General features: G+C 39.7%; 21 protein-coding genes. 3 read left to right on the top strand and 18 right to left on the bottom strand.

All coding sequences use genetic code 11. The annotated features are described in order from the left end of the window. Positions 1 to 452: 452 nt before the first annotated feature. The 17 genes from fliD to GQR54_RS06420 form a co-directional block, all read right to left on the bottom strand. Complete coding sequence (gene fliD, locus GQR54_RS06500) at positions 453 to 1,877, bottom strand: flagellar filament capping protein FliD (RefSeq protein WP_166376901.1); 1,425 nt, start codon at positions 1,875 to 1,877, stop codon at positions 453 to 455. 25 nt (positions 1,878 to 1,902) lie between these two features. Beyond that, positions 1,903 to 2,286 carry a flagellar protein FlaG gene (locus GQR54_RS06495; protein WP_166376900.1) on the bottom strand — a complete coding sequence of 128 codons (384 nt, stop codon included), beginning with the start codon at positions 2,284 to 2,286 and terminating at the stop codon, positions 1,903 to 1,905. A 96-nt stretch (positions 2,287 to 2,382) separates the two neighbouring features. Further along, complete coding sequence (locus tag GQR54_RS06490) at positions 2,383 to 3,780, bottom strand: flagellin (RefSeq protein WP_166376899.1); 1,398 nt, start codon at positions 3,778 to 3,780, stop codon at positions 2,383 to 2,385. 237 nt (positions 3,781 to 4,017) lie between these two features. Further along, positions 4,018 to 5,424 (bottom strand): flagellin, encoded by a 1,407-nt coding sequence (locus GQR54_RS06485; protein ID WP_166376898.1) that lies wholly within the window; start codon positions 5,422 to 5,424, stop codon positions 4,018 to 4,020. A gap of 280 nt (positions 5,425 to 5,704) precedes the next feature. After that, complete coding sequence (gene flgL, locus GQR54_RS06480) at positions 5,705 to 6,964, bottom strand: flagellar hook-associated protein FlgL (protein ID WP_166376897.1); 1,260 nt, start codon at positions 6,962 to 6,964, stop codon at positions 5,705 to 5,707. 2 nt (positions 6,965 to 6,966) lie between these two features. Then, positions 6,967 to 8,973, bottom strand: a complete 2,007-nt coding sequence (gene flgK / locus GQR54_RS06475) for a flagellar hook-associated protein FlgK (RefSeq protein WP_166376896.1) — start codon at positions 8,971 to 8,973, stop codon at positions 6,967 to 6,969. A 1-nt stretch (position 8,974) separates the two neighbouring features. Continuing rightward, positions 8,975 to 9,970 (bottom strand): flagellar assembly peptidoglycan hydrolase FlgJ, encoded by a 996-nt coding sequence (gene flgJ / locus GQR54_RS06470; RefSeq protein WP_166376895.1) that lies wholly within the window; start codon positions 9,968 to 9,970, stop codon positions 8,975 to 8,977. Between the two features lie 169 nt (positions 9,971 to 10,139). Continuing rightward, entirely contained in the window at positions 10,140 to 11,234 is a 1,095-nt protein-coding gene (locus GQR54_RS06465; protein ID WP_166376894.1) for a flagellar basal body P-ring protein FlgI, read from the bottom strand. A 10-nt stretch (positions 11,235 to 11,244) separates the two neighbouring features. After that, positions 11,245 to 11,928 (bottom strand): flagellar basal body L-ring protein FlgH, encoded by a 684-nt coding sequence (gene flgH / locus GQR54_RS06460; RefSeq protein WP_166376893.1) that lies wholly within the window; start codon positions 11,926 to 11,928, stop codon positions 11,245 to 11,247. Between the two features lie 16 nt (positions 11,929 to 11,944). Beyond that, complete coding sequence (flgG, locus tag GQR54_RS06455; RefSeq protein ID WP_166376892.1) at positions 11,945 to 12,733, bottom strand: flagellar basal-body rod protein FlgG; 789 nt, start codon at positions 12,731 to 12,733, stop codon at positions 11,945 to 11,947. A gap of 21 nt (positions 12,734 to 12,754) precedes the next feature. Further along, entirely contained in the window at positions 12,755 to 13,498 is a 744-nt protein-coding gene (locus GQR54_RS06450; RefSeq protein ID WP_166376891.1) for a flagellar basal body rod protein FlgF, read from the bottom strand. Positions 13,499 to 13,724: 226 nt separating this feature from the next. After that, on the bottom strand, positions 13,725 to 15,089 hold the full coding sequence (gene flgE / locus GQR54_RS06445) for a flagellar hook protein FlgE (RefSeq protein WP_166376890.1): 1,365 nt from the start codon (positions 15,087 to 15,089) through the stop codon (positions 13,725 to 13,727). 62 nt (positions 15,090 to 15,151) lie between these two features. Next, complete coding sequence (locus tag GQR54_RS06440) at positions 15,152 to 15,832, bottom strand: flagellar hook assembly protein FlgD (RefSeq protein WP_166376889.1); 681 nt, start codon at positions 15,830 to 15,832, stop codon at positions 15,152 to 15,154. A 13-nt stretch (positions 15,833 to 15,845) separates the two neighbouring features. Then, positions 15,846 to 16,277 (bottom strand): flagellar basal body rod protein FlgC, encoded by a 432-nt coding sequence (flgC, locus tag GQR54_RS06435; RefSeq protein ID WP_166376888.1) that lies wholly within the window; start codon positions 16,275 to 16,277, stop codon positions 15,846 to 15,848. 5 nt (positions 16,278 to 16,282) lie between these two features. Next, complete coding sequence (flgB, locus tag GQR54_RS06430; protein ID WP_166376887.1) at positions 16,283 to 16,690, bottom strand: flagellar basal body rod protein FlgB; 408 nt, start codon at positions 16,688 to 16,690, stop codon at positions 16,283 to 16,285. 323 nt (positions 16,691 to 17,013) lie between these two features. After that, complete coding sequence (locus GQR54_RS06425) at positions 17,014 to 17,844, bottom strand: protein-glutamate O-methyltransferase CheR (protein WP_166376886.1); 831 nt, start codon at positions 17,842 to 17,844, stop codon at positions 17,014 to 17,016. Positions 17,845 to 17,864: 20 nt separating this feature from the next. Next, a complete protein-coding gene (locus GQR54_RS06420) occupies positions 17,865 to 18,797 on the bottom strand; it encodes a chemotaxis protein CheV (protein WP_166376885.1) in 933 nt (310 codons plus the stop codon). Positions 18,798 to 18,931: 134 nt separating this feature from the next. Here GQR54_RS06420 and flgA point away from each other — a divergent pair, with 134 nt between their 5' ends. The 3 genes from flgA (at position 18,932) to GQR54_RS06405 (ending at position 20,460) form a co-directional block, all read left to right on the top strand. Then, positions 18,932 to 19,639 (top strand): flagellar basal body P-ring formation chaperone FlgA, encoded by a 708-nt coding sequence (flgA, locus tag GQR54_RS06415; protein WP_166376884.1) that lies wholly within the window; start codon positions 18,932 to 18,934, stop codon positions 19,637 to 19,639. Positions 19,640 to 19,715: 76 nt separating this feature from the next. Continuing rightward, positions 19,716 to 20,036, top strand: a complete 321-nt coding sequence (flgM, locus tag GQR54_RS06410) for a flagellar biosynthesis anti-sigma factor FlgM (protein WP_166376883.1) — start codon at positions 19,716 to 19,718, stop codon at positions 20,034 to 20,036. Further along, a complete protein-coding gene (locus tag GQR54_RS06405; protein WP_166376882.1) occupies positions 20,029 to 20,460 on the top strand; it encodes a flagellar protein FlgN in 432 nt (143 codons plus the stop codon). Before flgM ends, GQR54_RS06405 begins: the two co-directional genes overlap by 8 nt. Positions 20,461 to 20,603: 143 nt before the next feature. Here the strand turns inward: GQR54_RS06405 and GQR54_RS06400 are convergent. Further along, a partial coding sequence (locus GQR54_RS06400) for an Ig-like domain-containing protein (protein WP_206017627.1) occupies positions 20,604 to 26,566 on the bottom strand: 5,963 nt, incomplete at its 5' end.

Genomic DNA, 26,566 nt, shown 5'->3' with positions numbered 1-26,566 from the left:
TTATTGCGGATTGATATTATATCAATCTGCTTGTATGAAGGGTCTATTTAAGGATAAGAAAATCCCGCTAGAACTAGAAAAAATTATTGCATCTGGTTGTTCTAAAAAATTTTTCAACGACGCTATAGAGTGATCTAATTCGTTAAATGACTCAAATATTTATACAGGTTGATCTCAACCTTCTCTCTTGAATAGAATCGCCAGTTTCTGCTCTCATACACGTGGATATAATAATTTTCCGCAAGTAGGTGGGTTGTTTATTTATCTTGGAGTAGTCATGCATATAATAGGACGCATCTTGGTATTGTTTTAATTAGAATTAGCATTCGTTTTTTGGACTAATAGCTTTTAGTTAGCTATGCAGGTAGGTTTTTCTAGTGATGAGGTCAAAGTAACAAGTTAGAAGAGTACCTATTACTTTACTTGACCTCAAATTTATAATTTTATCCAGCTTAACTTGATTGTTTAACTACACCAGGGAGATTAGCTAATTGTTGTGTTAAATAACTACCTGTTGCGTTCATATTTGCCACAAGTAAATCCATGGCATTATATTGGCTTAATAAGCGACTTTCATAAGCAGCCATGCGTAAAGTAAAGTCTTCAGCATCCTCGCCTAGTTTATCTATTTGCGCTTCTCGCCCATCTATACGTGTCTCAATTATTCCACCTGAGGCCGTATAACCTTTAATAACCGTATCTAGTTTGGCAACGAAACCATCATCTTCATTTTCACCAACAAAAAAGGTCTTTATTGCTGCGGGGTCATCTTCAACTGCCTTTTTTAGCACATCGTCATCAATACTTAATTTTCCTGATCGCTCCGTTCTAATACCGTAATTTGATAAAAAGTCAGTATTCCCATTTCCTGTACTAAATTCAGAGGTAAGTAATGCTCTAACTTGGTTCACTGAACCTCGCAGCAATGAGTCACCCGCTAATGCACCCACTCCATTTTCAGCAGATGAACTACCTAATTGTGCAGATAAATCAATAAACGCGTTAAATTTCTCTACAAATGATTTTAATCCTGCCGCTATATTATTATTATTTTCGGTTATTTTAGCCTTACTTAAATCATCACTAACGCCATGTGTTTTTTTAGCTGTAATGGTTACGCCGTCAATAACACCGGCAAATTCATTAGTACTACTCGTTGCAACTAAAGTCCCATCAATTGTTATTGATGCATCAGTGGCTTTAATTGTTTCATTTAAATTTTTGGCATAGGTAGGTGAAGCTGGATCGCTATCAAATGCTAAGCGCGATAAACCTGCATTGTCGGTATTGTTAGCATCGCTTACATCATCTACAACAATTTTAATTGCATTTGCTTCGCCAGTTTCTTTACTTGATAGTACTAAATGCTGGCCTGAGTTATCAGTAATAATAGTTGCGTTCACTGAGTCATTGTCATTAGAGTCATTAATAGCATCGCGAATATCAGCCAGAGTCGCTGTATCAGAAACATCGATGTTAAAATTATTGCTACCCGAACTAATAGTGAGTTTACCTTCACCAACAGCAGCATCTGCGCCAATAGCTTCTGACACTAATTTATGGTTTTCTGCTAAGTTGTTAACTTTTATAGAGTAGTTATTAGTTTGTGCATTTTTTTCAGAACTAAGAGAAACAAAATCGTCACTTCCGCTAATGGTGCGTTTTTGAAAATTATCAACATCCCCCAACGACTCTAATGAAGTGTTAAGTTCTTCTAATGACGATTTAAGCGCACCAACAGCTGATATATCAGTGGTATGAGTTGCTTGCTGGCGAGTAATTCGTGCTTGGTAAGGCGCTTTTTCGGCATTAACTAAAGCATCTACAATTTCGCTAACCTGTAAACCCGAACCGATACCTGTAAATGAAATAGCCATAATACACTTCCTCTTTAATTGCTAACTAAACCTTAAAATCAACCAACACACCAGTAGCTTCGGCTAGCTTAGACACAATGCCTAACACCTCTTCAGACGGGTACTGCTTGACTAAATCACCACTTTCTTTGTCAATTACTTTAATAACATTTCTACCTGAATCTTCATCAACTTTAAATTGAATACTACGATTCATTTCACCCATAAAGTTTTGCAATTGTTGCGCCACTTTTTCTAGCTTGTCGGGTGATAATTCGGCATTACTTGAGCTTTCGTTTACTTTTAACTCTGAGGAGTATGTATTTGCATTGGCTAACTGAGCTTGATTTTGTAGTGCGGAGGAAGGCGTGTTGGTTTTCTCGCCTTGTAAAGCAAGCATATTGTTTAACTGTAAGCTTTGAGTTTCCATAATTCGCTCCTAGTTTAAAGCGATAATTTATTAACTAATACAACAAAGGAAGGGAGACCCTTCCTTGTTATATTTAGTATAGAGCTTATTTAAAAATTAACCTAATAAGCTTAGTGCTGCTTGTGGCAACTGGTTAGACTGAGCTAAAATTGTTGTACCCGCTTGTTGCATGATTTGGTTTTTAGTCAGTTTAGCTGTTTCTGCAGCATAGTCAGTATCTTCGATACGACTTCTTGATGCTGATACGTTTTCAGAAACGTTTGCTAAGTTACTAATTGTATGGCCAAAACGGTTTTGCACCGCACCCAAATCAGCTCGTTGCGCATCAATTTGTGCCAATGCCGCATCAATCGTTTGAATTGCATTTTGAGCACCTTCACTCGTAGTGCCTGAAATATCAATATCTTCAACAGATACTAACTTACTTGAGCCACCCGTTGCTCCAATTGCAGCCGCGCCAGCTCCTAGTATCTCATTCACTGATGCTCCAGAAATACCAATTTTATTCGAAGATGATAACTCTAAAGTAGATGAAACAGCCTGACTACCAGCAGCAGTACCGCCTCCTAATGATGCAGTACCTGCTGTAGCAATAAGCTCAATACCATTAACACCCGTTGCCTTAATCGTTAAATCACCGCCTGATTCAACAACATCATATCCATCTGCTACCATAGCTTCAGCTAAACGTGCAGCATCACCACCAAACTCAGCAAGCTTATAAGTGTCTTCACCTATATTTAAATCACCTACATCAGAAGAACTCAAACCCTCTAACGTAGTGCTTAACTCTGACGTTGCCGTCACGCCAGCTGCTGCTGTATTTATTTTAACAGCAATATCTTCAGCACCATCGCCTGCTGTAACCGAAACGCCTTTACCGTTAATATTAAGCGTGGCATCAGCAGTAGTCGCATTTTGTAATGCTAATGTAGTATCACCAGCAGTACCTAAAACACCGCCCGCTCCAGTTATAACATTTGCACCAATCGCATCAGCTGAAACATCACGTAGGCTTACGTTAATTGTTTCGTTTGCGTTTGAGCCCACTTGGAACTGTTTAGTACCAAACGAGCCATCTAACAAGCTAGTGCCACCAAATTTAGTCGTATCAGCAATACGGGTAAGTTCTTGTTGTAGTGCACCTACTTCTTTTTGTAGTGCCGCACGCGCATCTGCATCGTTTGAACCATTCGCTGATTGTAGTGACAAGTCACGCATACGTTGTAAAATATTTGCTGATTCAGTCATTGCGCCTTCAGCCGTTTGCGCCATTGAAATACCATCGTTCGCATTACGCTGTGCAACACCTAAACCATTTACCTGTGAAGTTAAGCGGTTAGCAATTTGCAGACCAGCCGCATCATCTTTTGCGCTATTAATACGCATACCCGATGAAAGGCGTTGCATTGATGTACCTAATGCTTCGCTTGATTTTGCTAAGTTTCTTTGTGCGTTGATAGACGATACATTTGTATTTACTGATAAAGCCATGTTATAACTCCTGATTACTTTCGTAATGTAACTAATTGATTTTAACCAAGAGCCATCACATATTTAATTTGTTCAAGCTCCGTTCTGATTAAGTTAACGGCCGTTATAAAATTACCTTTAGCTTTTTTTTAAAATAAATAACAATAAAAACAATAAAAAACTTAAGACCATGAAATAAAACAAAAAAAGCCAAGCATATTTGCTTGGCTTTTTTTGGTAGCTGGTTTGCTTTGGGCGTTAACCGCCTAATAAACTTAACGCGGCTTGTGGTAATTGATTTGCCTGCGACAATATAGTGGTACCGGCTTGCTGCATTATTTGGTTTTTTGTTAGTGTTGCAGTCTCAAGTGCGTAGTCAGTATCTTGAATACGGCTTCTCGACCCTGCCACGTTTTCAGCAACGTTCGCTAAGTTACTTATAGTATGGCCAAAGCGGTTTTGCACCGCACCTAAATCAGCGCGCTGTGCATCAATTTGTGACAATGCCGCATCAATAGTATTAATAGCTGCTTGCGCACCTACACTAGTAGTTCCAGAAATATCAATATCTTCAACCGTGGTTAGTGTACTGCTTGATGCACCTAAAAACTCTGCTTCATCTGCCGTACCATCATTAGAAATACCAATCGCGTTTGGCGATGACAACTCCACTCGTGATGTTTTAGCTGTATCAGCAGTAGCTGCGGCCACACCATCAAATGTTAAAGTACCCGCTGCGGTACCCACTGTTTCAGCAATGGCTTCAATACCATCTGTTCCAGTTGCTTTAAGGGCAATAGAATTACTGTCTGGATCAAACACTGCATCATAACCATCAGCTGTCATGTCTTGTGCTAAGCGGATCATGTCACCGCCATAACCGCCTAAGTCATATTCATCATCACCAATCTTAATCGTTGCGTTATCAGCGCTGGTAATGCCTGCAATAGTCACATCTAACTTAGCGGTTGCAGTAACTCCCGATGCAGAATTATTGACTTTGTCTGCTATTTTAGTAGCCCCTTCTGCTGCAATAGTAATGTCTTTACCATTAATATTTACATTACCCGCAGTAACAGTAGCTGCAACACTCGCTAAAGTACCAGCAGCAGCTGCCGCACCTAACGCAGTGCCTCCGCCTTTAACTTCATTTGCACCAATTGCGTCAGCCGACATATTGCCCAAGCTTACGTTAATTGTTTCATTGGCATTAGCACCAACCTGAAACTGCTTAGTACCAAATGAGCCATCTAGTAGGCTGGTGTTACCAAATTTAGTTGTATCTGCAATACGTGTTAGCTCTTGCTGAAGCGCACTCATTTCTTTTTGTAATGATGCACGGTCTACCGCACTATTTGAACCATTGGCTGATTGCAGAGATAAATCACGCATACGTTGCAGAATATTTGCCGACTCTTGCATTGCGCCCTCAGCCGTTTGCGCCATTGAAATACCATCGTTCGCATTTCGTTGAGCAACGGTTAAACCATTTACCTGAGACGTTAAGCGGTTAGCAATTTGTAAGCCTGCCGCATCATCCTTTGCACTGTTAATACGCAAACCTGATGAAAGTCTCTGCATTGAGGTTTCCAGAGCCATGCTAGATTTAGTTAGATTGCGTTGCCCATTGAGTGATGCAACATTTGTGTTTACACTTAAAGCCATTTTACCATCTCCTAGTTTAATCAGAGTGTGGTTCAAATTACTTAGCAGGAACCACGCTTTCTATGACTATAGAAATGCACATGTTGTGCCAACTCGAATTAAATAACCTAACTACTTGTTTATTAACAAATTAACAGTACTAACTTTAGGTAGTATGAGAGGTTTTTAACTTTTTTAGGCTTTATACTTGAAGAGGGGGTTTGCGATGACAATTTTTTGCCGCTTTGAAAAGGCAAGTTATTACCTTTATAAAGTAAAGGTAATAACTGTTGACTGTATCTTATATATAATCAAATAGTGATAGTTTAGCTAAGCGACCAAATGTAGCTTGTGATGCTTGTAGTGCGGTTTCTTGTTTGGTTAGCTCACTAATAGCAGCAGCTGTATCTATCTCGACTAAATCTGACTTGTTTGATTTATTATTTATATCCAAAGCACTATTTGAATCAGTTACTCGCTCCACTACATTCATACGTCCACCAAGGCTCGCTTGAGTAAAAACAACCTGCTCGCTGGCATTTTTCAACTGAATAAGGCCATCTGACAGTGCTTGCTGTAGTCCCTCGCCCTCAAGCTCTTCATCATTTAAGCTAGTAATTAAGTCTTGTAAGGTGTTTAGTACATTTTCTTTATGTGGTTTTTCAAGGCTAAAGTCTAATTGGCCGGGCGCGGTGCCCTCTAAACTAATCTGCATACCTGCAAACTCAATTGGCTCATCTGTTACTTCGCCAATAACAGGTGGAGTTAAAGATGCGCCATCCCGAAGAATCTCATACTGAGCGGGATCAGCTGGTGTTGCACCAGGAACAACCACTACGTTATAAGTATTGATTGTTGCTGAAACAGCAGGGTCGGGATCTGAGTTATAGCTATCTTTATGAAACTTATCAAATTCACCTTGGTTTTCTACGTACACAGTGCCAGAAGTAATAGTACCTGTTGCAACTCCCTGGTTTGAAGTGACATCTAACCGTGCATCTACTTTTTCAAAGGCATTAAAACCATTATCGCTGGATTTAATATCAACCCCTTTTGCAATAGTAATTTCATGTTGTCCTTGATCTCCTTGATATTCATATTTCCCATCGACACTATTAAAGGTATACGTCTGAATATCATCTTGGTAACCAGAAAAAATGTACTCTCCACCTTCTGACTGAGTATTCATTAAGTTAAGTAATGATTTTTGTAACTCTTGTAGCTCTCCTGCAATTGACGCTAGCGCATCTTTGCTGAGTGACCCATTACCTGCTTGAATAGTTAGCATCTGCGCTTCTAAAATAGCGTCATTCATTCCCGATAAAATACTTTCTTCGGTTTCTAATCGACCTTTTAGCTGATTAATATTTTTAGTATGCTGCTCATTCGTTTGAATTTTATTTGAATACAACATTCCTTGAGATATTGCTGCTGGGCCTTCTGAAACAGTTAAATACTTTTGCCCTGTATTTACACGTTCTTGCGCACCGGCCACACCTTGTTGGTTATCGAGTATTTTATTAATATTATTTTGATACATTAAGTTATTTGATAAGCGCATAATTACCTCGCAGCACTGAGTAAAGTCTCAAAAATAGAACGAGCGGCAGAAAGCACCTGAGCTGAGGCCGCATAAGATTGCTGAAAACGTAGTAAATTGGCTGCTTCTTCATCAAGGTTCACACCAGATAAAGACTCGTACCATGCCTCTGATTGCTCAGCTAACGCATCAAATGCGGCTCCATTCGTTCTAGCCTGACTAGTTACCACACCAATTTCAGTAACCAATCCTGCATATGCTTGGTTAAACGTTTTATGATTATCGGCACTAGTACTAGTGACTACATTTTGACGCACTAGGTCGCCATTTTGCAATTCAGCGAGTTTTAAACCGTTACGATTATCATCAAAGCCACCTTCATTAAATTCTAGAGTAAAACTATCGCCAGCCGCCGGTGTACCTTCAATATTAAAGTCAAACCCATAAGTTGCAAATGCGCCGCCAGCTTGATTAAGCAGATTATTAGCCGGAGGAATTATTGTAACCGTCGTGGTATTTATGTTGTCTGAAATTATATACTCGTCTGGATTCGCTGTTTTTACTATATTAATAGGTCCATTCGCTAATGCTAATGGGGAAGTAGTAAAGCTACCCGTTGTAACATCGCTAACTTCTCCTGCAGAAATGGAAGCCGTGCCTGTGTTATCAACATCTGCGGCGGTTCTCACTGGTGAGGCAAGTGCTAAGTCTTCACCGCGCCCAGTAAGCAAAGATATGTTACCAGCCGCACCTGAGTTTAACTTTACTTGAAATTGATCTCCTGCATTTCCAGCACCCACTACACTTATTTGCAAACCAAAAGACTCTCCGCTCACAACTGTTGACGAGTCAATAACACCGGCCACTACATTAGCTAGTGAAGGATTTCCAAGCGGCTCACCTTTATTGTCAATTGGTTGAATACTGACTTCATTAGGATTTGCTGTATAAGTAATAATAAAATCACTTGCTGGTAACTCACTACCCATACCAGGCTCTACAGTGGCAGTAATACTGGCCGTACCTGTATTGTTTTGATAAGGAAAGCCTCCAACACTAGGAATTTCAAATATATCACCGCCAAGCTGACCACTTGCATCCATACCTAAATGATTTTGTTGATTGAAAGAATCAGCTATTGCCAGCCCCATTTGACCTAGTTGATTTTGTGTAGGGATTAAAATATCATCTCGAAAAGCAAGCAATCCACCAATTTTCCCTTTTAATTTACTAGCATCAACATCTAACGGCACCGCTTTTCCACCATTGACATCTAAGCGAAGCTCTTGAAAGTTAGGATCTGGGTCTGCACTCATAGAAAATAGATTAAAAGTACCATTTTGCATAACGACAGCTTCACCGGTTCCCATAAATACAAGCTTTTCACCATTTGGCCCATCAAGCGTTTCAATATCTATTAATTCAGATAAGTTACGTATCGCTTTATCACGCTCGTTGTAAGCAGAGCTAGCATCTGAGGCACTATTAGTACCATTAATTCCGACAATTTCTTGATTTAAAGAGCTAATATTTTCGATTAAAGTATTAGCTTCAGTGGAGAATATTTGTAATTGCTCATCGACTACTCGTTTTTGTTCAACTACAATCCCCGAAAGCCTATCCATCTGGTCAAGTAGGTTTTCTGCATCACTCATAACTAAAGAGCGAGCTACAGATGATGATGGTTGATTGAGTGCTTCTTGAACATTATTAAAAAATGAATTTAAGCTCGTTGATACACTATTTGACTCTTGTGAGAATAGTGTATCAATTCGGTTTGCTTCACTTTCAAACTGATCAAAAAATGTTTTATTTGATGTATCTCTGTTTAATTGTTTTTGTGCAAATTCATTAAGTAAACGGTACGTCTCGCCTCTCCCCACTTGATTATCAATCATCGTGGTATGTTCGGTCCGTTCACGTACGTAACCTTCCGTGTTTACATTGGCAATATTTTTACTTGTCGTTTGCAGTAAATCAGAACTTGCTCTTATTCCAGAATTTGCAATGTTTAATAAATTAAACGACATATTACTTTACTCCTTGGCGGATCACGCTTGTTGCAATATTTTTAAGCTCAGTACTATTAAGTACTTGTTTAATTTTATCCGCATAATTTGGGTCTGTTGCATAACCAGCTTTTTGGAGAGAATCTAAAAAATCATTTGGTTTTGCTGTATTTTGTAATGCTTCTTTGTAGCGTGGGTTTTGCGTCAAAAAATCTACAAAATCATTAACGCTGTCTTTAATTGAATCATAAGCTCTAAAGCTTGCTTGTTTTTTAACGGGTGTACCTTGCTCAAATTCAAGCGTTACTTTGCTTGCTTTATCGCCTTCCCAGCTTTTATCTGACTTAATATTAAATAAGTTATTTGAACTGCCGCCATCACTTTTATTAATGATATGCTTGCCCCAACCTGTTTCAAGTGCTGCTTGTGCAACCATAACGGCTGGGTTTAAACCAATTTTTTTAGCCGCTGTTTTTGCATGCTCCCACACTGAACTTACAAACTCTTCGGCAGTGTCGAAGTTTGCCTTATTGTCATTCGACTTAGCCTCTTCTGTAATTTTGTTATCAGTTAATGGAATGGTTTCTTTTTTATACTGTTGATGCGGCAACTCTGTGCCTGCACGCTGATCACTTAAAAAATCATTGCTCGTTCTGAGTACTGAGCTTGGCGTGTAGTTTTTAGCATCAGGGGAGAGTTGTTGAACGATTAAATCAGCCAGCCCTAATGAGCCATTAGATGACAATTCAGATGAAAGCTGTTGGTCGTGCATTTCTTCAAAAAACTTTACGCTACTTGAATTAAATGGGCTTTCTTTGTCCTCAAATGCTTCATTTGCTTTGCGCATACCTTTGAGCAACATTTGCGTAAATATTGCTTCAAATTGTGCAGCCGCTTTTTTAAGCGCAGCTTTAGAAGCATCTGTCGATGCGTCGCCACTTGTTAAGGCTTCTTGTCGAAGTGAGTTTAAGTTGCCTAAATCAAAAAAGTTTTGCTTATCGAGGTGGTTCGTTTCCATCGGCTTTTTGACACAAAATGAATAATGCAGTTAAAAATGCAAAAATTGAGCCACTACCGAATAAAATGATAAATATAATAATTTTGAGTTACTGTAAATAAAAAAGCCCTATATCTTGTTTGAAAGATATAGGGCTTTAAGTAATACGTAATCTGTGTGCCTATAATATTTAAATAACAACTAACTGGCCATTAATTGCGCCCGCTTCTTTTAATGCCTCTAAAATAGCCATTAAGTCACCAGGTGCTGCACCTACTTCATTAATTGCACGCACTAAATCATCTAAGCTCACGCCTGGATTAAATACAAATGCGCGCGAGTCATCTTGGTTTACATCAATAATACTCTGCTGCGTGACAACAGTATCCCCTGCACCTAGCGGGTTTGGTTGCGTCACATTTTGTTGCTCTGCAATTGTTACGGTTAAGCCGCCGTGAGTAATAGCTGCAGGTTGAAGCTTAACGTTTTTACCTATAACAATAGTGCCAGTACGCGAATTAACTATTATTTTAGCTGCCATATCAGCTGGCTTAAATTCTAAATTTTCAAGTGTTGATAAATACGACACACGTTGCGAGGCATCTCTTGGTGCAACAACACGAACGGAAACAGAGTCAATTGCTTGCGCGCTATTTGGACCAACCAAATCGTTAATTGTTTTTTCTAAACGTTTAGCCGTTGTAAAATCAGGACGGTTTAGATTAAAGGTAATAAAGTCACCTTGCATGAATGGGCTTTCTACGGTGCGCTCAACAGTTGCGCCATTGGGTATACGACCAACAGTGGGAGTGTTCATAACAACTTTACTACCATCTAAGCCTTCAGCTCCAAAACCACCTACAATTAAGCTACCTTGCGCAATTGCGTACACGTTACCATCTACACCTTTTAAAAAAGTTTGTAATAAAGTACCACCACGTAAGCTGCCTGCACTGCCAATAGAAGAAACAGTTATATCTATTGTTTGCCCAGGTTTTCTAAATGCAGGTAATTCAGCATGCACTGCGACAGCAGCAACATTTTTAATTTTAGGACTTTGAGTTGAAGGTAATGTGATACCAAAGTTATTCAACATGCCTCTAAAACTTTGTTGAGTATATGAATTTTGTTCGCCAGTACCAGGTAAACCTACTACTAAACCATAGCCTACCAACTGGTTTGAACGTACCCCTTCAACCATAGATACATCTTTTATGCGCTCGGCATTGGCAGTAAACTGCCAGCCTAATAATACAATTAAGCATAAAGTTTTAAAGCTGTTCATGTGACTACCTCTAAAATGGAAACAGCGAACTGCTAAAGAAACGTGTGAGCCAACCAGGACTTTGTGCTTCTTGCGTCTGCCCTTTACCTGAGTATTGAATACGTGCGTTAGCAATACGGTTTGATTCAACTGTATTATCGGCGCTTACATCTTGAGGACGAACTAGCCCTTCTAACCGAATAAACTCTTCGCCTGTATTAAGCGTTAGCCATTTTTCGCCACGGATCACCAGGTTTCCGTTTGGTAAAACGCGCATTACGTTAACCGAAATATCACCTACTAAACTGTTTGATTGATTTGATTTTGAGTCGCCTGTAAACGACGAATCACTACCTATACCAAATTGAATGCTATCGCCACCTATATTTACAGGTAGGCCACCAAATCCAATAACAGGGTCTAAGCTTGCTTCGGTTTCTTTGTCTGTTTCTGTTTTAGCTGCTTTTGTTGCTTGAGTTGACTCTTGCAATTTAACCGTAATTATATCGCCAGTGCGCAGTGCTTTCTTATCAGAATACAAATCGTTTGATGTATGAGTATTAAATAATGAACCTGTTGCCACCATCGGCTCTAAAATAGGCTCAGGGTACATAGGGGCGTAGTAAGGATCGTCCTGTACTATTTCACTATTTTGCGTAGACATACAACCACTTAAAAATAATGTGCCTGCTGCAAATAAAATAATATTACGCATAATTCCCCCTGCACTATTAAAGCTGTTGATTGATGTAACTCATCATTTCGTCAACAGCCGAAATTACTTTTGAGTTCATCTCATAAATACGCTGAGTTTCAATTAAGTTTACCAGCTCTTCAGTTACATTTACGTTTGATGTTTCAAGTGAGCCCTGAATAATGCTACCTAATCCTTCAACGCCTGGGTTACCTTGCACTGGAGCGCCACTTACAGCTGTTTCGGTATATAGGTTTTGACCAATTGGCTCAAGACCCGATGGATTAATAAAGTCACTAATAGTAAGTTGACCAATGACAACGTTGTCGGCTTGGCCTGCAATACGTACAGACACTTCGCCATCTTGAGAAATAGTGATTGACTGAGCGTCTTCAGGAACGTTCATTTCAGGCTGAATAACATAACCTGCTCCCGATGTCACAATTCGACCATCACCATCAGTAGTAAACTGACCATTGCGAGAATAGGCGATATTGCCATCGGGTTGAAGTACTTCAAAAAAACCTTCGCCAGAAATCATCCAATCTAACGAATTTTCAGTGGTCAACATGTTACCTTGCGTAAATTCTTTTTGGTTGGCTACAACTTTAGCACCCGCACCTAACATTAAACCTGAGGGCATTTGGGTATCTTGCGATGAACGGCCACCAGGTTGGTTGATATTTTGATAAAGTAAATCTTCAAAAATGGCACGACTTTTCTTGTATCCAACCGTACTGGCGTTAGCTAAGTTATTTGATATAACCGAGATATCGGTTTGTTGGGCATCAAGCCCAGTTTTGCTGATCCATAATGCTGGGTTCATAATAGAGTCCTCATTTTAAAGTTAAACTATTCTCAACAGCTGATCTTGACGCTCGTCAATTTCTTCGGCTGTTTTCATAAGCTTTACTTGTAATTCAAATTGTCGTTGATGGCTGATCATATCGACCATTTCGTGAACTGGGTTAACATTAGACATCTCCAATGAACCGCTTAATACTTTTACATTGGCTGAGGTTTCAACCGTTTGATTTGGCTTTGGCCTAAATAAACCATCGTTACCTTTTTCAAGTGTGGAATTATTAGCTTCAACTATTTTTAAGCGATCAACTTCTTCTAAAAAGTTAGCTGGCGCGCCTTGTGGTCGTACTTGAATTGCACCATCTTCACTGAATCCGATTTTTTCAATCGGAACAGGTAAGATTATAGGACCACCTTCGCCAATTACTTGACGCCCACCACTGGTAACCAACATACCTTGGGCAGTTATATTAAGCGTACCTACTTTAGTGTAAGCTTCGTTACCTGAGGCGTCTTGCACGCTTAGCCAGGCGTTGTCGCTCATTGCTATGTCTAAATCACGGCCGGTTTGAACAATACCGCCCGATGTCATATCTGAACCAGGGCGTTCTTCCATAGAAAACACCCTTGTTGGTAGACCTTCACCAAATGCTTGCATCGATCGTGCTTGAGCAAAATCAGATTTAAAGCCTGTGGTATTGGCGTTCGCCAAATTATTGGCTTTAAGAGCCATACCCAGCATGCTTTGCTTAGCGCCAGACGCGGCAATATAGACCATTTTATCCATAACATCGACTCACATAAAAATCTCTGCAATAGTAAATGCAATATAGATGCCAGATTAAATTTAATACTATAAAGAAATTATTATGGCGTGGTTTAAATGTGTCTTACCAATCTGCTTAAATTATATAAATACTTATGCCGGCTGGTATTAACTACCCCAACGTTGAATCAGCCAATAAAAAGGCTGCAATTAAGCAGCCTTTAAGGATAAATTAAACAGTTTTAGTTTATCGTATTTGTAAAATACTTTGCTGAATTGTTGAGTTAACTTCAAGCGCACGCGAGTTTGCTTGATAGTTACGCTGTGCAGTGATCAGATCAACTAATTCGCTAGTTAAATTTACGTTTGATTGTTCAAGTGCTGATGAATTTATTTTACCCAGTGAACCAGAACCAGGTTCGCCAGCAATAGGTTCCCCCGATGTTATACTTTCTTTCCAGCTCGTATTACCAACCTGTTCCAAGCCTTGCGAGTTCGCAAAGCGAACCATAGCGACTTGCCCTAAAAAAGTAGAATCGCCATTACTATATGAAGCAACTAGCTTACCATCTGTACCGATATCAATACCTGCTAAACGGCCAACTGTTGCGCCATCTTGATTAAGGGTTTTCACTTCAAAATTACTTGCATATTGAGTTGGTATTTTAGTAACCCCATTAGCCTCATCGCGCCAATTGATAGTGATATCATTTGGAAACGTAGCACCATTGCTTAACAGGTCAGAAAGACCTGGTGTGGCTGATGTAACAGTAAGAGGGTCAAAAGTAGTTCCTGTATTTGCAACACCGTTTGTGCTGAGTGGCTGGCCACTTGCATCGAAGCGAAATGTAGAAATAGGAGTATAAGGTGCGGCAGTTTGCTCTAGGCCATTTTCGTCAAACGACTTACCATCTAGTGTTGTATGTACTTCCCACATATTTTCATCACCTACAACTGGTGGTGTTGCTGGCGCAGGCTTAACAAAGAAAAACTGCAATACGTGCGGCTCACCGAGTGAGTCATACACTGTTGTTGAAGTTGATGAATTATAACTAGCGCTTACACTTGGATCGAACGCAATTGTGGTTGCTTGTTCGCGTGAATCTAAATTAAATGAGTTATATATAGTAGATGTTGCACGCGGTGAACCTGAAGAATCTGGTATTTGCAGAGCAGACGAAGTACTTAAACTAACAGATGTTGTATCACCCGTTGTTGGGTTAACAGGAAACCCTTGAAGAAAATTCCCTTGTGAGTCAACCATATAGTTATCTTTATCAAGTTTGAAGGCCCCCGCACGTGTGTAACTAAAATCTTGCTCTCCAAGCACAGCGCTGGTAGCAAAGTAACCCTCACCAGTAATAGCTAAATCTAATGAATTCTGAGTAAACTGAAGTGAACCCTGATGAAATTGCTGTGCAACCATCGCTGTTCGAACACCATCACCGTTTTTTGTTTTACTTGTACTAAATACTGATGATGCGTACACGTCTGCAAATTCAGCACGTGACTCTTTAAAGCCCGTACTATTTACGTTGGCAATATTATTTGCGGTAACGTCTAAATCTTTTTGTGCGGCAGCAAGGCCGGATAATGCAATGTTAAAGCTCATAATTAACCTCTAATCTATTAAACTTTAGCCTAAAGGCCAACGTGAGAAATATTAAGTATCTATTACGCGATTTCTGCGACATCTGTCAGCCTAACCGCACCTTCTCTAGTGTTAATAATGATGCCGCTTGCACCATTAATATTAACACTTTCAATATTTTTAAAAGTAGCAATAGGCAAACTTGAAAACTCACCGCTAGTACTACCTTCAGCTTTAATTTTATAATCGCCTGGAGGCAGACGCTCACCACCTTCATTTTTTCCATCCCATGAGAAACGGATAGCACCAGCTGATTGTGCGCCTAATTCAATGGATCTCACTAACTGTCCAGATTCATCTTCAATCCGAAGTGTTAAACTCTCAACTGGATTTTCTGCAACAACAGAACCACGCGCTTCTTCAGATTCTTTTAACTCTAAAGTATCAGATTCTAAAAGTGCTTTTTTCCCTACTAATGTAGATGCTTGTAACGCTGAGTTTGAAGTCATTGATGCAGCTAATGTTTCAAAATTAGAATTTAAATTTGAAATACCTTCAGCCATCGTAAAGTTCGTCATTTGCGCAATCATCTGATCGTTATCAGCCGGGTTACTCGGATCTTGAAACGATAATTGTTGCGTTAACAATGAGAAGAAGTCTTCCTGAGTTAATGCATCACTTTTCTCTTCAGTGTCTACTTGCTTATCTTGCCACCGTAAAGAATCTAAATAGGATGTGGTGGATGTACTGATATCGTTGCTCATAGCCTACCCTCTGTTACCTCTGCCCTAACAGCAGTGTTTTACTCAACATTTGTTTAGCTGCATCGGCAACTTGTACATTTGTCTGATACGAACGAGAGGCAGATATCATATTTGCCATCTCTTCAACAACATTTACGTTAGGCTTGTAAATATAACCATTTTCATCAGCACTAGGATGATTCGGGTTATATTCAATTTGTAATGGTTTATTACTTTCAACAATGCCTAACACCTTAACGCCTACAGAAGAACCTTGTGGGTTGCTTGCTGAGGCAGAAGCTTTAGTAAGTTCGGCAGCAAACACTGGTTGCCGCGATCGGTATGTTTTATCCTGAGAAGAACTAACCGTATTCGCATTAGATATATTACTGGCCGTCGTATTTAAGCGCACATTTTGTGCACTCATAGCTGAACCAGCAATATCGAAAACATTATATAAACTCATAATTATTATCCTTGGCTGCCGAGTGCTTTATTCAGACCTTTAAATCTACCAGTTAAAAACTGTAAACTCGCCTGATACTCCATAGCATTCTGTGTATACAAGTTTCGTTCCACCTGTATATCAACAGAGTTACCATCACCTGTATCTGTTTGATTTGGCGTACGAAATAATTCAGAACCACCTACACTTCGAGTTCCTCCGGCAATGTGTTTATCGTTTGTTCTTACCATAGTATTGCCGCCTAACTGGTGAGATTTTGCCGTTTTTAATGCAGTGGCAAAATCAATATCTTTTGCCTTATAGCCAGGCGTATCAGCATTAGCTATATTAGCAGCGAGCACTTCGGCTCTTTGCGAACGGATCAACATAGCATGCGGGTGCACACCAAGCGCTTTATCAAAACTGATAGCCATAGCCACCTCCAAAAAATTGACTTAGCTTAGATAAAGCAAGAAATAAGCCATTAAATTTATTTTTGTTTAAAGCTATTTATCCAAATAATTAAACACAGTGTTAAAAAACTAAATTTAGAGAGATGGGAGGGTTTAGGTATGAGACTTCAGATATTATAGAATGCTTTAATATGGACATATGTAAGATAAAAATATTTAAATTAAATGAACTGCGGAGAGATAATTTCTCTACATCTGAATTCTATCTGTTCGCTAAAAACAAAAAACGACGCTAAGTGCGTCGTTTAAATATAAAAAATTAGAAGGGTAATAAGCTACTAGCATTACTTTTTTTGATAAACAATACCAGGGTTGCACCTAACCATATCAAACTCATCACTTAACCCGCTCATAGATTCCGACGCCCCTAAAAGTAAATAACCTTTAGGGTTTAGTGCTTGAGAGAATTGCGCGATAATTTTAGCTTTTACTTCTGGTGCAAAGTAAATCAGCACATTACGGCAAAATATAATATCGAACTTACCCATAAGTGCGTATGAGTCGAGCAAGTTAAGGTGTCTAAAACTTACTTGTTTTTTTATTGAATCGTTTATCTGAGCCATACCGTTGCCGCTGTCTTTGAAAAACTTTTTACGGCGTTCTGCTGATAAACCTCTTGCCAGTGCTAGAGAGTCATATTCTGCGTGTTTACACATATCAAGCATAGTGTTGGATATATCTGTAGCGACTATTTGTGCCCCCATGCGTAACACACCCGGCGAGCTTGCCTGGAATTCAGCAACCGACATGGCAATTGAATATGGCTCTTGCCCTGAGGAACTTGCTGCAGACCATATTTTTAATGGTCTGTTAAGTCCTTTAAACTCAGGAAAAAATTTAGTTTTTAATAATTCAAACGGATATTGATCTCTAAACCATAACGTTTCATTAGTTGTCATCGCATCAACGACTGCTGCTCTTAATTGACGCTCATGCAGGCCTAATGTTTTATTTACTAGCTGTGACAAAGATTCAACATTAAATCGTTTCATTAATGGCGCCAAACGACTTTTGACTAAGTATTGCTTATTTTCGCCTAATACAATACCGCATTGCTGTTCTAAAAATAATCGAAATTGATTGTATTCACTTTGCTGTAAATCTTTATTATTCAAATCAATAACACCTATGTTTATTAATCACAATTAACCCATTTTTTTACTGCTGTTGCGAGTTCATCAGGATTAAATTTTGCAATAAAATCATCTGCACCTACTTTTTCAATCATTGCTTGATTGAAAACCCCGCTCAAAGAAGTGTGTAAAATAACATGTAACGGAGCTAATTTAGGGTCTGCTTTTATTTCTGCTGTTAATGTATAACCATCCATTTCTGGCATCTCTACATCTGAAATAAGTAATCCTACACGCTCAGTTATATCTTTTTCACAATTTTCAGCGATTTCTTTCAATCGCTTTAAAGCTTCTTTACCATTTTTGGCAAGTTCAGTATGAATACCTAGAGGCTCTAATGCTCGTTTAATCTGATTTCGTGCCACAGAAGAATCATCGGCAATAAAAATAATTCGCTCACCTAAGTCTTTTTGAATATCGCTTTGTGTAGCCGCAACATCCTCACTCACTAAGGTATTAACTGGGCAGATTTCGTTCAATATTTTTTCTACGTCTAAAATTTCGACTAATTCGTCTTCAATTTCAGTCACGGCAGTTAAATAAGAATAACGTCCCGCACCAGCAGGTGGCGGCATTATTTTTTCCCAATTCATATTTACAATACGCTCAACTCCACCGACAAGAAAACCTTGCACAGTTCGGTTGTATTCAGCAATAATTATAAAACTGTCTTTAATATTTTCAATTGGTCGCCCACCAACAGCCATAGAAAGGTCGATAACTGAAATAGTTTGTCCACGGATATGGGCAACACCACGAATATAAGCATTTGATTTAGGCATATTAGTTAGCGGGGGACATTGCAGCACTTCTCTGACTTTAAATACGTTAATCCCAAAACGTTGACGCCCTCTGAGTTTAAACAGTAATAATTCTAAGCGGTTTTGCCCAACCAACTGAGTACGTTGATTCACTGAATCTAAAACACCTGCCATTCAAATCTCCAAAAAAAATATACGGAACAATAATTGCTTCTATTTTATAAAGCCACACAGTACAACGAGAGCGTTTATAATTTGACGCTAAATATTTATACCCTGTTTTAAACTATAAGCATAGCCGAAACATTATGAGTTTGTTAAAAAAAATCAGAAGATACAGTGTTTTTTATATTCTTGCTAGCATCTGCTTTGTATTACCTTTGCAAGCTAAAGTTTTTAGTAAGGATTTATTACAAGAGATGGCCGTTACTTATGTATCTGAGCAAATAGATACCACAACCGACACTAAAACACATTTAAGCACGCTGCCACTGGATAGCCGGATCCCTGACCGTATCTGTAATACTCCTCTTGACCTAATGTCCGCAGGTGAGCCTCCATACAATCGCCAAGTTACTATTCAAGCAAAATGTAATGATGAACAAGCTTGGGCTCAATATGTTCACGTAAGAATTGTTGAAATGGAGCCTGTTGTCGTAGCCACTGTAAACCTAGCACGTGATGAAGTAATTACTAAATCACACCTAACTATAGAAATGAAACCGTCTCATTTTATTAGAGTGCAATATTTAAAAGATCCCAGCATATTAATTGGCAGCAGAAGTAAGCGAAATATTAGAAGTGGTACGCCAGTGTTGCTTAATCAAATTTGTATGGTTTGTAAGGGAGATTCTGTTAATATTTACGCAAACCTCAAAGGGCTTCGAATTAAGACAACAGGTATTGCTTTAGAAGATGGCACCTTGGGTGAACAAATACAAATTAAAAACAAAAAGTCTGGTAAAATTTTAAATGCGCGAGTAGATGGTGTAGAGTCTGTTCAAGTAAATATTTAATTTAAATTTATACTAAAGTATCCTAAGTATAAGCCGATAACTAGGCATCAGTTGGGTAATATACAGGTTTATTATTATGGTTAGTCAAGTTAATGGTAGTAATCGACAAGCTAACGCGCTAACAAACGCAAAGCAGCAACACGTTGATTTAAAAAAAGATAATGCAAACACGCAAACTGCACAGACTCCTTCGCCGAAAGCTGTAAGTGATTCTGTAAGTTTAACGCCGCAAGCACAGCAATTAAAAACACTTCAAGATAAAGCACAACAGTCGCCTGGTTTTGACAGTGAAAAAGTCGCTGAACTTAAAAAAGCAATCACTGAAGGTAATTACCAAGTGGACAGCGAAAAGCTTGCTAAAAATTTAGCTGATTTTGAGTTTGATATATATGGCTGATCATAACAGTTTAATTAGCGTAAAATTAAATCAACAAGCGAGTTGTTTAGATGCTTTATACGCGCTATTAAATGAAGAACTTAGCACGATAGCCTCTCGAAGAGGTGCTGGTTTAAAAGAAATTGCCCAACAAAAAATGTCTTTCTTAACCAGATTAAGCTCTCTTGATAAAGAGCTAAGTAAATTAATTGCTAGTAATGACTTTCAAAATCCTGAAGTCTCTGAGTTAATTGCTCAAGTTAAAACCCAACTTGTAGAATGCCAAAAACAAAATAATGTCAATGCTCACGCGGCTCGCCAAGCGCAACTAAGCGTTAAACAATTAAAAGAGATATTAATTGGCGCGCCAACGTCAATGACCTACGACCAAGATGGTAAGTCAGTAAATACCGAAAGCAAACTGGTTCGAAATTTAAAAGCTTAGCCTACAAATTTACATTAAAAAAGCCTTATTGATTAATCAATAAGGCTTTTTTAATAGCTTCCATTCTTAAATATCAATATAAACCCATTCGGTATTTAATGATGTAAGCCCTTTAATAAGTAATTAAGAGGGCTATATTGATATTAAATGTCCGTTTGGTTATTACTACTTTCAATTAAGTGTTTAATCATCTCTTCAGATTGATTTTGCACGTCAACCGCAGGTGTCGCTGCATCAGTGCTTCCCCCACTTTTCGCTGGAGTATAAGCAATTGCAGAACCTTCATCCTCAACCAGCGTATTTAGCGCTATAAGTTGCTCCGCACCTTCGTTAATGATTACGTCATTAAAATTAAGCGGTTCTGCCGAACTCATTTGCACCGTTTGCTCAGGTGTTGACAGACCACTCAAATTACCTAAATCAATCGTTTCAGTGCTTAATATGTTGTTGCTTGAAACTTCATTAGGGGTTGTATCACCCAATGCTGACTCTTCGCTAAATGATTCAGGGATTGTATCGCCAGCACCAGATTCAGAGGTGTAGATATTGCCTGACTCTATAAATACATCATTACCATTTTTAACTTGATAATTACCTGCTTCGTCCACAGTATAGAAATACGTGTTCTCAAGACCTGTACCCAGTAAACCTAAAAGATTCAGATCTAAATTAGTAGAGTCCCAATTACCTTGAGCATCTACAACTGCATATGGCGCTGAAGTTAATGCTAAATCAATACCTAAAGCTAATGAGTCGATAATATAGACTTTACTTCCCTCGCCACCATCTGATGTACCTTCGTAACCAACTAATATCCCTATACCCAATAAATTGAGTAAGTACTCAGGTTCTACTGTAAAGTTGATTGGCGTTGTATCAACAACCAATCCAGATAAACTACCGCTCGAAGTTGTATTACCTGATGTATCAGTTGCTACCGCTGTTACAGTATAAGCCCCTTCTGCTAAGGTAGTATTAGCTGTTACGCTCCATTCACCAGATGCATTAGCAGTTACTGTTTCAGTTGCCTCTGTAGCGCCACTAAAGGTGACTAATATAGTTTCACCAGCGCCTGCAGTTCCCGTAATAAGTGGGGTTTGATCCGCTGTTATTTCTAACCCAGAGTCAATTGTAATACCTGAGTCAATTGCGCTACTTAATGATTGCGTACCGGTATTACCTGGACCATCAGCAATGCTTACATCCACGCGGTAGTTGCCCTCAGGTAGTACTTCTGCTGATGTCACGCTCCACGTCCCATCTGGATCCACGGATGCGCCAACATTGTGAGTGGCACCAGCTGAATCAGTAAACATAACGATTACTAACGCGCCTGCAAAACTTCCAGTTACTGACCCTGTAACAGTAGGTGTTGTATCTTGCCCTACCAATATTGGATCTATGACTACAGTTGGTGCGGTGTAGTCGGTGATTGACCCCATAGTATCGCTAGCAGAGTTACCCGCTGTATCGCTTATTGATGCTGTTGCACTAAAGCTACCTTCACTAAGCGCGGTGGTAGCTGTTACAGACCATGTGCCATCAGTTGCAACTTGAGTTGTAATAGTTTGTGAATCGTTATTAGCATCAGTAATAACAACACTCACACTGGTACCTGCTGATGCATCACTTATACCTGTTATAGTCGGTAGCGGATTATTAGTTACTGATAACTGGTCAACTTCAATTGTTGGTGCTGTAAAATCAATTAATCCACCAAGACTTGTAGAACTGATAAGCCCTAAGTTTTCGACTGTAGCATCAACTGTAAACGCACCTGCAGCTAATGGTACGGTAGGTATTAACGTCCATACTCCCGCGATAGCCTGTGTGTTGTAAGTAGTTGCTGTACCGCTACTATCGGTAATAACTAACTGTACGTCACCTGCTAATACATCGGTGGTACCTGTAATCGTAGGCGTTGTATCGCTTGTATCTACAATTTGATTAATTAATAAACCAGGTAAGGTTGTACTAATAGTGCCCGTTTGCGTTGCCTTTGCCTCATTCCCGGCATTATCTATGCTAATAGCCTCAACGGTAATTTCTCCTTCAGGTAATAAAGGAGCAATGACAGACCAAGTACCATCTCCCAAAACAGTAGTAGTAACTGTTTGTACTGCGCCTGTTGAGTCAGTGATATTCACAGTAATTGAACTACCTGCACCTTCATCACTACTACCTGTAATAGTAGGTGTTAGTGTATTAAGTACACCAATAGCCTCAACTCCTAGCTCTGGGGGTAAAGTATCTATAGTTACTTGTTCAGTGGCTGACTGCCCAGTATTACCTGCGGCATCAGTAATACTTGCATACACATCATAAACACCATCTGGTAAGCTAGTTGTAACTAAAGACCACGTGCCATCGCTACCAACAAGCGCATCAAATACCGTTTCATTGCCGTTACTATCAACCACTGTTACGTCAATATCTGTACCTGGTGCTTCTTCCGATGTGCCTGAAATAGTTAATAAATCGGTATTGTTAATACTCAATGGTAGAATACTCACAACTGGTACTAATGAATCAACTACAAATTCGAGGGTATCGGTTACTACGTTGCCCGAATCATCAGTAATACTGACATTGGCAACGTGCTGCCCTTCAGATAATGCATCTAGTTGAAGTGTGAATACCCCAGCAGCATTAACTGTCGTCTCGACTATTGAACCATCATCAAGCTGAATTTTTACAGTGCCGTTAATTAAATCACTAGTACCTTGAATTATTGGCGTTGAATCAGATGTTGTGCCAATAACTTCTAAGCCTAAGCTAGGAGATAATGTATCTACAACCTCGGTCAATAAGATTGTTGTTGTTAAACCAACCTCATTTACTATATCTACGGTTACACTATATGTACCTTCAGCCAATGATTGAGGAACCTGCACAGCCCACGTATTATCGGCTTGCACTATAGCAACTAGCTCTTGTACTGCATTATCGCTATCTACCACTCTAACTAACACTTCCGTGCCTGGTGCTTGATCGGTTGACCCACTAATTATTGGTAAATCCCCCTCTCCAGTTACAAAGTTAACTACTGCATCGAGTACCGGCGTTGTGTTATCTATATCTGCTGTTGTTATAGTTGTTGTATTACCCGCTTCATCTGTAGCTGATGCAGTGACTGTTGACAAGCCTATAATATTAATTGTAAGGCCAAGTAATTCCCAATCTCCATTAGCATCAGTTAGTACTTCATAAGTACTATCAACTAAGCTTCCTGCCAGTCTAGTTGTTACAGTTACAGTTTCATTGGGGCCCAAATCAGATGTACCCGATAGTGATAATAACCCTCCGACTAAAAACGAAGGAACAATTGTTAATTCCGGTCCAACGGTATCAACCTCACCGCCTGTTCTGTTGTCGACCGAAGTATTACCCGCAGTATCGCTAATAGTTGCACTAACACTGTAAACACCGTCAGCTAAAATATTATCAGCGGCCGCTTGCCAGTCTCCATTGCCATCGGTTTGAACGGTCATTTGATGAGAAGCTCCAGCAGAATCAGTAAAGGTAACAATAACGTTTGTATTTGCCTCGTTAGACGTGCCTGTAATTAGCGGTGTGCTATCTTGAGTCAGTATTAATGAACTTTGATCAATACTGATTTCGGGGGCAATTGTATCGATAGTTGCTGTATTTGTTGCGTCCCCGGTATTACCCGCGCTATCAGTAACAGAGACTTCAACTAAATAATCTCCTTGTGATAGAGAGCTAGTTGCCTCTACAGACCATACACCACCAATTTGAACTGTTGTATTTACAGTATGCTCATTACCTTGTGCATCAGTGAATACCACTGCAACAGCATCACCCACATTGGCACCTGTCACACTTCCTGAAATACCTGGGGTTAGATCTGTACTTCCTACAATATTATTAATAGTTACAACTGGCGCTGTTATATCAACTCCCCCTGTAGTACTTGTGTTTACAGGGTTACCGGCAGTATCTGTGGTTGAAGCTGAAACAGTGTAAGTACCCTCGCTCAATTCTGTACTTGCTGCGACTGACCATGTGCCATTTGCACCAACAGTAGCATTAACCGTTTGCTCTGCACCTAAGCTATCCGTAATTAAAATAGTAACTAATGCGCCCTGTGGTGCAGTGGTTGTACCTGAAATAGTTGGCGTTGTGTCATTTAAAGTTACAAGCGGTGTAATACTAAGTGCTGGTGCTGTTAAATCGATAACACCACCGCCCGCTGCATTACTCGTTAATCCTCCTTCAGCCACACTTGCCGAAACAGTAAACTCACCTTCAGGAAGAATACTTGTCGCATCAACACTCCAAATCCCGCCTACTACCGAAGTAGTTACAGTATGTGAAATGTTATTAACGTCAGTTATAACGACCGTGATTTCTGTGTTATCTGCCGCACTACTTGTGCCTGATATTTCTGGTGTTTGGTCATTAGTATCAACAATTGTATTAATGTTGATTGTAGGCGCATTAGTATTTAGCGTTGCGGTAGCATTTGTTGAAGCACTATTACCTGCGATATCGACAATAGTTGCAGAAAGTGTAACTTCACCATCAGTCAGTGCGTCTGTTATATCTACACTCCAAGCACCTCCTGCGTCAACGGTTGTTATGTAAGTCTCGGTACTATTTCCATCGGTCACAGTTACTGTAATACTCGTGTTTTCAGGTTCATTGGATGTGCCTGAAATAGTTGGCGTGCTGTTATTGATTGTACCTAATGCATTTATAGTAATACTTGGTGCTTGAGTATCAACAAAACTCGAACCTGTATCGGAGCCTGTATTGCCAGCGTCATCAGTAATACTTACCCCTACATTATAGCTGCCATCCGGTAAGCTTGGCGCTGTAACTTGCCAATCGCCGTTAGCATCAACTAATGCAGTTAAAATGTGTGTGTCATTATTACTATCTGTAATGACTATATCGACCACCGTCCCCTGTGGCTCAGTTGAAGTACCACTTATAATGGGTGTATCGGTGTTAAATACAGTTATATTATTAAGTGCAACAACAGGCACTTGGGTATCAATTGTTAAATCAATAGTCGTGCTGCTGGTGTTATTAGCGTCATCGGTAATACTGACTTGCGCCGTATAATCACCATCAACAAGTGCAACAGGTACATCTACTTGCCAATTACCATCAGTACCCACTGTTGCTGTTAGTGTTTGACCGCCAATAAGAATGGTTACATCAGCACCAATCTCATTACTTGTGCCCGAAATTGTAGGTGTTGTATCTATTGTCGCGTTAACTTCGTTCACACTTAGTGTAGGGGCAATACTGTCTATTTCGCCTTGCACTTGCTCGGTTGTTAAGTTACCAACACTGTCTCTAACCTCTGCATCAACGGTATACTGACCCTGCGCTAGCTCTGCTGGTACATCTGCTGACCAACTACCATCGGCTTGAACAATCGCCGTAAACTCTTGGCTTTGCCCTGCACTATCGGTGACAGTCACATCAATTACAGTGCCTTGTCCCATATCGGTGGTTCCGCTAATTACTGGCGTACTATCATTCGATAAAGCATCAACACTAACGGTTAGTTCTGGCGCTACGTTATCAAAATCAAGTGTATTAACCGTCTTTATATTCCCTGCTGCATCACTTGCACTTGCTGTTACATAAGCAAGACCAAGTAAGGGGACTGTTATGTTTGCAACACCCCATGAGCCATCAGCATTTGTTGTAGCTGTGTAAGTCGCGCCTACAGCGCCACCTACTAAATACTGAGTAATTGTAACCACTGTACCTTCAGGTAAATCAGAGGTACCTGATAGTGAAACCAAATTACCTGTGGCAAATCCAGGAATAATTCTCAGATCTGGCGGTGTTATATCTACTTCGCCACTGTCTGTACCCGTGCCTGTGTTACCCGCTGCATCTGTAATGCTGGCGCTGACGCTGTAATTACCTTCCGCTAAATCGCCGCTTGGCGTTGCACTCCAGTTACCACTTGCATCGGTTTGTACATCAATGCTTTGTACTGCATTGGCGGCATCGGTAAACGTAACCGTAATGGTGCTGTTAGGTGCATCACTGGTGCCTGTAACTGTTGGCGTGCTGTCGTTGGTTAATAATGGCGCATTTACGGTAATGCTTGGCGCGG

The sequence above is a fragment of the Pseudoalteromonas sp. Z9A4 genome (assembly GCF_011378845.1).
GTDB lineage: Bacteria > Pseudomonadota > Gammaproteobacteria > Enterobacterales > Alteromonadaceae > Pseudoalteromonas > Pseudoalteromonas arctica.
The sequence above is the reverse complement of the archived record's forward strand: the minus strand, read 5'-3'. Positions and strand labels throughout refer to the sequence as shown.

What these genes read in the sequence shown, in the direction of transcription:
- fliD (WP_166376901.1), bottom strand. Translation starts at nt 1,877, where the DNA reads ATGGCTATTTCATTTACAGGTATCGGTTCGGGTTTACAGGTTAGCGAA.
- GQR54_RS06450 (WP_166376891.1), bottom strand. Translation starts at nt 13,498, where the DNA reads ATGGATAAAATGGTCTATATTGCCGCGTCTGGCGCTAAGCAAAGCATG.
- flgL (WP_166376897.1), bottom strand. Translation starts at nt 6,964, where the DNA reads ATGCGCTTATCAAATAACTTAATGTATCAAAATAATATTAATAAAATA.
- flgK (WP_166376896.1), bottom strand. Translation starts at nt 8,973, where the DNA reads ATGTCGTTTAATTTATTAAACATTGCAAATTCTGGAATAAGAGCAAGT.
- flgH (WP_166376893.1), bottom strand. Translation starts at nt 11,928, where the DNA reads ATGCGTAATATTATTTTATTTGCAGCAGGCACATTATTTTTAAGTGGT.
- flgA (WP_166376884.1), top strand. Translation starts at nt 18,932, where the DNA reads ATGAGTTTGTTAAAAAAAATCAGAAGATACAGTGTTTTTTATATTCTT.
- flgC (WP_166376888.1), bottom strand. Translation starts at nt 16,277, where the DNA reads ATGAGTTTATATAATGTTTTCGATATTGCTGGTTCAGCTATGAGTGCA.
- flgM (WP_166376883.1), top strand. Translation starts at nt 19,716, where the DNA reads ATGGTTAGTCAAGTTAATGGTAGTAATCGACAAGCTAACGCGCTAACA.
- flgG (WP_166376892.1), bottom strand. Translation starts at nt 12,733, where the DNA reads ATGAACCCAGCATTATGGATCAGCAAAACTGGGCTTGATGCCCAACAA.
- GQR54_RS06420 (WP_166376885.1), bottom strand. Translation starts at nt 18,797, where the DNA reads ATGGCAGGTGTTTTAGATTCAGTGAATCAACGTACTCAGTTGGTTGGG.
- flgJ (WP_166376895.1), bottom strand. Translation starts at nt 9,970, where the DNA reads ATGGAAACGAACCACCTCGATAAGCAAAACTTTTTTGATTTAGGCAAC.
- GQR54_RS06495 (WP_166376900.1), bottom strand. Translation starts at nt 2,286, where the DNA reads ATGGAAACTCAAAGCTTACAGTTAAACAATATGCTTGCTTTACAAGGC.
- GQR54_RS06405 (WP_166376882.1), top strand. Translation starts at nt 20,029, where the DNA reads ATGGCTGATCATAACAGTTTAATTAGCGTAAAATTAAATCAACAAGCG.
- flgE (WP_166376890.1), bottom strand. Translation starts at nt 15,089, where the DNA reads ATGAGCTTTAACATTGCATTATCCGGCCTTGCTGCCGCACAAAAAGAT.
- GQR54_RS06490 (WP_166376899.1), bottom strand. Translation starts at nt 3,780, where the DNA reads ATGGCTTTATCAGTAAATACAAATGTATCGTCTATCAACGCACAAAGA.
- flgB (WP_166376887.1), bottom strand. Translation starts at nt 16,690, where the DNA reads ATGGCTATCAGTTTTGATAAAGCGCTTGGTGTGCACCCGCATGCTATG.
- GQR54_RS06485 (WP_166376898.1), bottom strand. Translation starts at nt 5,424, where the DNA reads ATGGCTTTAAGTGTAAACACAAATGTTGCATCACTCAATGGGCAACGC.
- GQR54_RS06440 (WP_166376889.1), bottom strand. Translation starts at nt 15,832, where the DNA reads ATGAGCAACGATATCAGTACATCCACCACATCCTATTTAGATTCTTTA.
- GQR54_RS06465 (WP_166376894.1), bottom strand. Translation starts at nt 11,234, where the DNA reads ATGAACAGCTTTAAAACTTTATGCTTAATTGTATTATTAGGCTGGCAG.